The sequence below is a fragment of the Bacillus sp. TH25 genome, from assembly GCF_016650935.1.
GTDB lineage: Bacteria > Bacillota > Bacilli > Bacillales > Bacillaceae_G > Bacillus_A > Bacillus_A mycoides.
Genome location: NZ_JAEKEU010000010.1, coordinates 1 through 4,762 on the forward strand (window position 1 = coordinate 1; position 4,762 = coordinate 4,762).

Below are 4,762 nucleotides of genomic sequence, written 5' to 3' on the forward strand. Positions count from 1 at the left end.
CACCGGGAACACATTTTTATGATGCACCTATGAAGTTTAAAGGAACTAAGGAGAAAAAGTCATGGAAAGATTTTGGAGATATAGATGACCTAAGAGCTTTACAAGTTTCCTCTAACGTTTATATGTTTAACACAGCATTAAAAATTGCTGGTATGGATTATGTAAAGAACAGTTCATTAGATATTAAACAAGAATACTTTGATAAGATGAGATATTATTTCAGACAATTTGGTTTAGGTGTTCCAACAGGCATTGATTTACCGAATGAAACAGCGGGGCAAATTGGGAGAAAAGATAATCAGCCAGGTTTCTTATTAGACTTTTCCATTGGTCAGTATGATACGTATACACCACTTCAGCTTGCACAATATATTTCAACTATTGCAAATGGCGGGTATCGTATGAAACCACAAATTCTTCAAGAAATTAGAGAACAAACCGTTCAAAAAGATGAGGTCGGTAAAGTAGTACAATCAATAGAACCCGTTGTTTTAAATAGAATTGATATGAAAGAAGAATATATCAATCAAGTAAAAGAAGGCTTTAGGAAAGTATTCCAAGAAGGGGATGGAACGGGAGTAAGGGCGTTCCAAAAAGCACCGTATAAACCAGCTGGCAAAACAGGAACTGCACAGACTGTATACGGTGGAGAAAGTGATATTGGGAGAAATGAGAAAGGCGATCGTAGAGAATGCTATAATTTAACATTAGCAGGATATGCGCCATATGATGATCCAGAAGTAGCATTTTCTGTTGTAGTACCATGGGTTATAAATGATAAGTCTGGTATTAACTCTGATATTGGAAAAGAAGTTTTAGATGCTTATTTTGATTTAAAAAATAAGCGATTAACTGGCGAAGCACCAAAAATAGATGACTCTAAAGAGAATTAAAATATACGAAACGTCTCTAGCATTTATATGGACTAGAGACGTTTTTACATACGAATAGATTAGAAATGAGGTATATATGAAGCAATTGATTCTAAAAGATTGGAGAAAAATATGTAGCTATATTTTAATTATAATAGGAATTATTATTATTAATAAGTCATTTTTATTTTGTATGGTAGAAGGAATTTCGATGCAACCTACTTTGAATGAAAATAATCGCATACTAGTTAATAAGGCTAGTGTCTATTTTTCTTCTTTTCATCATGGTGATGTTGTAATAATAAAAAAAGAAGACGAGCCTACATACTACGTGAAACGAATTATTGGATTACCAGGGGATAACATACAATTAAGAAACGATGTGGTATATATTAACGGTAAAAAGCGAGATGAGTTGTATATACAGTTAGATATGTCACAAGTATCAAATCGTTTTTCAAACTTTAGAGAAATGAAAGTTCCCTCGCATAAATTATTTGTATTAGGTGATAATCGAAATCATAGTAAAGATAGTAGGAATACACTTGGACTTATCAATGAGTCACATGTAATAGGTAAAGTGAAAATGGTATATTATCCATTTGATCAAATAAAATGGTTAAAATAATTCTATTAGATATGCACGTTTTATAAAAAAATTCATATATTGATAGCATAGGACAAGCAGAAAAGCTTATCCTAACCTCACAGAACACTCCTTATCACAGTTAGGCATCTACTTATGTAGATGCCTTTTCCGATGACTGATAATTATTTATCAACCTAAAGTAGTAAGCATATTGGGACTATTAGAGGAAGATTGCTTGTAATAATAACAGTACGATTAATAAGAACATTGAATTGTAAGGAGTGAGAAATACGTGTTGAATATTTTAATAGTTAATTTTCCTGCAGAGGGACATGTAAATCCTACATTAAGTTTAGTAAAGGCCTTTACTGAAAGAGGTGATAACGTACACTATATTACAACGGAAAACTTTAAGGAAAGGCTTGAAGTTTTGGGAGCTATTGTACATACTCATCCGGATTTATTAAAGGAGATTTCTATTGATAATGAAACTTCATATGGATTAAAATCTTTCTTTCATGTACATGTTCAAACTTCTTTATATATATTAGAAATTACGAAAGAATTATGTAAAAGCATTAATTTTGATTTCGTAGTTTATGATATATTTGGTGCTGGAGAGTTAGTAAAGGAATATTTACAGGTTCCAAGCATAGTTTCCTCTCCTATATTTTTAATTCCACCAGTATTATTGGAAACCTTGCCTTTTCATCCAAATGCAGAAATACAATTCCAACCCGATGAACTCTCTGAAAAGTTACTGTATCAAATGGAACATGAATTTGGAGTAAAGCCCAAAAATAATCTTCAATTTATGCATAATAAGGGAGATATTAGTCTCGTGTATACAAGTCGTTATTTTCAACCTAATAGCGATTCGTTCGGAGAAAACAATGTTTTTATTGGACCGAGTATTATAAAGCGCAAAACAAATGCAAAGTTTCCACTTGAATTGCTTTCAAAAAAGAAAGTTATTTATATTTCAATGGGAACACTTCTTGAAGGGCTCGAACCATTTTTTAATACTTGTATTGATGCTTTTTCAAATTTCGAAGGGATTGTAGTAATGGCGATCGGTGATAGAAATGATATTTCAAAAATTAAGCAAGCGCCAGACAACTTTATTATAGCCCCTTACGTACCTCAATCAGAAATATTAAGTGAAGCAGATGTTTTTATTACACATGGTGGAATGAATAGTGTGCACGATGCAATCCATTATAATGTCCCATTTGTGATAATACCGCATGATAAAGATCAACCTATGATAGCGCAAAGATTAACTGAGCTGGAGGCAGCACATAGATTATTGAAAGAGCATGTTAATGTGCAAACTTTAAAAAAGGCGGTAACAGACGTTCTTTCAAATAAAAAGTATAAACATGGCATTCGAAAACTGAATGAAAGTTTTTTAGAGTGTGGTGGTTCCAAAAGAGCCATTGCAGTTATTGATGCTCTTTTAAATAAATAGTTCGGATAATATAAAAGCATAGAGGCTCTACCTGTATGCTTTTATATTATTATCCAGCAAATTGTACAGCAGTATTCGCATGTAAATAAGCAGTATCAAAAACAGGAACAGATAGATCATTTTGGGAAATGAGCAAAGGAATTTCCGTACAGCCAAGTAGAATTCCTTCAGCCCCATTATTAATTAATGAATTGGTAATTTGTATTAGTTTTTCTTTTGATGTTTCTGAAATAATTCCTCTACTTAATTCATTTAATATGACGTGATGGATAAAAGTTCTTTCTTCGTCATTTGGGATAATTGTCTCAATGTTATATTTTGCTAGTCGTGATGTATAAAAATCTTCTTCCATTGTTTGTTTCGTTCCTAATAATCCGATCCGTTTTATATTCTGTTCTACCATTTCTTTAGCACTTACATCACCGATATGAAGAAGTGGGATTGATATTGCTTGTTCTACTTCCTCAGCAAATAGATGTACAGTATTAGAACACATTAGTAAACATTCAGCTCCAGAGTGTTCTACTTTTTTGCTACTGCGACTAATTCATTTTTCACTTCTTCATATTGATGATTTTGTAATAATGTAGTTACTTCACCAAAGTCCATACTATATAAAACAAGCTTCGCATTTTGATCATATTGAGAGAGAGTTATTGTATTAATATGTTTATAATATAACGATGTTGATTCCCAACTTAGTCCGCCAATTAAGCCAATTACTTTCATCATGCATTCCTCCCGTAACAATTTTGAATTTATTATTTCATAATTCCGATAAGAATACAATGATTTAAATGAAATATTTATCGAAAAATAAAAATAGTAAGAAAAGTATTGAAATTATTTATTGTTAGTGCCATAATACAGATTACAAATACATACTTATCCAGAGAGGTAGAGGGAACGGCCCTTTGAAGCCTCAGCAACCCCTATGTAATTACATAGGAAGGTGCTAATTCCGCAGAGGACACTATGTGTCTTTTGAAAGATAAGGGGATTCTTGTACGTGAAAGAAAATGACCTCTTATTTAAGAGGTCATTTTTTATTGTATAGAAAGGAAGTGTCGATGCATAATTCATTTTCAAAATAAATATAGAGTATTAAAAGTTGAATAATACGAGAGGGGAATTGTAATGAATAAATTAACGACAAAGCTAGTAGTAGCTATTGGAATTGGAGCAGCTTTATACGGGGTATTAGGGCTTTGGGGATTTTCTATCGCACCGAATACATTTATTAAACCCGCATTGGCTATTTTAACAGTTTTTGGAGCGTTATTTGGCCCGGTAGCAGGGCTTTTAATAGGACTCATCGGTCATACCGTTACAGATACGATCGCTGGTTGGGGTATTTGGTGGGGATGGGTTATTAGTTCAGGTATTATTGGTTTTGCAATGGGACTCATACAAAAAAGAGTTGGTTTTAGTGTAAAACATGGAACGTATAATAACCGTGATATTTCTTATTTTGCAATTGCAGGGTTAATTGGTATTGTCATAGCTATTATATTTGCTGGAGCATTCGATATTATTGTGATGGGAGAACCGTTTGACAAAATAGTTATACAAGTACTAGGCGCAACAATTGCAGACGTTATCGTATTTTTAGTTCTTGGCTTACCAATCACGATCGGCTTAGCGAAATCAAATAAGAAACATACACATTTAAAAATTGAAAAGTAGGGATGAATACATGCAACCAATTATTTCTTTTGAACAATTTACCTTTCAATATAGGCATGCTACGCAGCCTACTTTGAAAAATATTACATTTCAAATATATCCTGGGGAAAAGGTACTTATCGCTGGACGAAGTGGTTCAGGTAA

Annotated in this window: 4 protein-coding genes, 1 pseudogene and 1 riboswitch; of the genes and pseudogenes, 4 read left to right on the forward strand and 1 reads right to left on the reverse strand. The window is 32.7% G+C overall.

From position 1 onward, the window contains the following. The 3 genes from JFT89_RS11535 to JFT89_RS11545 form a co-directional block, all read left to right on the forward strand. A partial coding sequence (locus JFT89_RS11535) for a penicillin-binding transpeptidase domain-containing protein (protein WP_274606662.1) occupies window positions 1–893 on the forward strand: 893 nt, incomplete at its 5' end. A gap of 76 nt (window positions 894–969) precedes the next feature. After that, on the forward strand, window positions 970–1,500 hold the full coding sequence (gene lepB / locus JFT89_RS11540; protein ID WP_002013161.1) for a signal peptidase I: 531 nt from the start codon (window positions 970–972) through the stop codon (window positions 1,498–1,500). A gap of 253 nt (window positions 1,501–1,753) precedes the next feature. Next, complete coding sequence (locus JFT89_RS11545) at window positions 1,754–2,932, forward strand: macrolide family glycosyltransferase (protein ID WP_002013163.1); 1,179 nt, start codon at window positions 1,754–1,756, stop codon at window positions 2,930–2,932. 49 nt (window positions 2,933–2,981) lie between these two features. Here JFT89_RS11545 and JFT89_RS11550 read toward each other — a convergent pair. Beyond that, window positions 2,982–3,664: pseudogene (locus tag JFT89_RS11550) on the reverse strand (aspartate/glutamate racemase family protein). A 150-nt stretch (window positions 3,665–3,814) separates the two neighbouring features. After that, window positions 3,815–3,930: riboswitch (SAM riboswitch) on the forward strand. A gap of 139 nt (window positions 3,931–4,069) precedes the next feature. Here JFT89_RS11550 and JFT89_RS11555 point away from each other — a divergent pair. Beyond that, complete coding sequence (locus JFT89_RS11555) at window positions 4,070–4,618, forward strand: ECF-type riboflavin transporter substrate-binding protein (protein WP_002013166.1); 549 nt, start codon at window positions 4,070–4,072, stop codon at window positions 4,616–4,618. The last annotated feature ends 144 nt before the right edge of the window (window positions 4,619–4,762 follow it).

What these genes read in the sequence shown, in the direction of transcription:
- lepB (WP_002013161.1), top strand. Translation starts at nt 970, where the DNA reads ATGAAGCAATTGATTCTAAAAGATTGGAGAAAAATATGTAGCTATATT.
- JFT89_RS11555 (WP_002013166.1), top strand. Translation starts at nt 4,070, where the DNA reads ATGAATAAATTAACGACAAAGCTAGTAGTAGCTATTGGAATTGGAGCA.